The following is a 786-nucleotide window of genomic DNA, read 5'->3' as shown; positions in this document are numbered from 1 at the left end:
CGCGACGATCGGCTTCAGCCGTAGCGGCGGCACAGGGCGATGAACAGGTGGACCGACCACGTGTCCGCGACCGTGAACTTCATCTCGATCGGCGGATCGTGCCGCTGCACGTCCGCCAGTCGCGCTCGTACACGTTCAAGTGCCGCCTCTGCCGCCAGCCGCTCGCCGATCGTCCCGGCTCCGGAAAACAGCGCCTCGATCTTCCGCAGCTTGTCCCGTAGCTGCGATTCGGTGGACATGGCGGCCTCCGCTCTCGGTCGTGCCGCTCCGAACCCACCACCCGGTCACCCCACCGTCAATCGGCGGGCGACCGCCGTCCACGACTTCTGCCGGAGGCCCTGCCCGATAAAGCAAGACCCCGTGACCGTGCTCCCTTCGTGACGCTCACGTTCACCTCGACGAGATCGCCCGCACCGTCGCCAAGGGCGCCCACGCCGTCCTGCTGCTCGACCGTGCCGGCTGGCACACCACGCCGGCCCTGAAGGTGCCGAGGAACGTGACCTTGCTGTTCCTGCCGTCGCGCTCGCCGGAGCTCAACCCGGTCGAGAACGTCTGGCAGTTCCTGCGCGGCAACTGGCTCTCCAACCGCGTCTTCGACAACTACGACGACATCGTCGACGCCGCCTGCGACGCTTGGCGACGCCTCGTCGCCCAGCCGGAGACTATCACCTCGATCGGAATGCGAGCTTGGGCTCACATCGGTCAATCATGAGGGCCGTTGGTATCACTTCCAAATTGGGGCGGCGCGAACTCTACCGCTGGGTGCGTGAGGACGTGCTCGACCGC

Annotated in this window: 1 protein-coding gene and 1 pseudogene; one reads left to right on the top strand and one right to left on the bottom strand. The window is 66.9% G+C overall.

The window, feature by feature from the left end; all coding sequences use genetic code 11:
- Positions 1-14: 14 nt before the first annotated feature.
- Entirely contained in the window at positions 15-239 is a 225-nt protein-coding gene (locus tag ABTU92_RS26210; RefSeq protein ID WP_408094544.1) for a hypothetical protein, read from the bottom strand.
- A gap of 149 nt (positions 240-388) precedes the next feature.
- Between ABTU92_RS26210 and ABTU92_RS26205 the strand changes: the two are divergent.
- Positions 389-712, top strand: a pseudogene (locus tag ABTU92_RS26205) (transposase); the annotation flags it as partial.
- Positions 713-786 lie beyond the last annotated feature (74 nt).

It is taken from the genome of Rhodoplanes sp. SY1, from assembly GCF_046000175.1.
Lineage (GTDB): Bacteria > Pseudomonadota > Alphaproteobacteria > Rhizobiales > Xanthobacteraceae > Rhodoplanes.
This window is presented reverse-complemented; position numbering and strand designations above follow the sequence as displayed.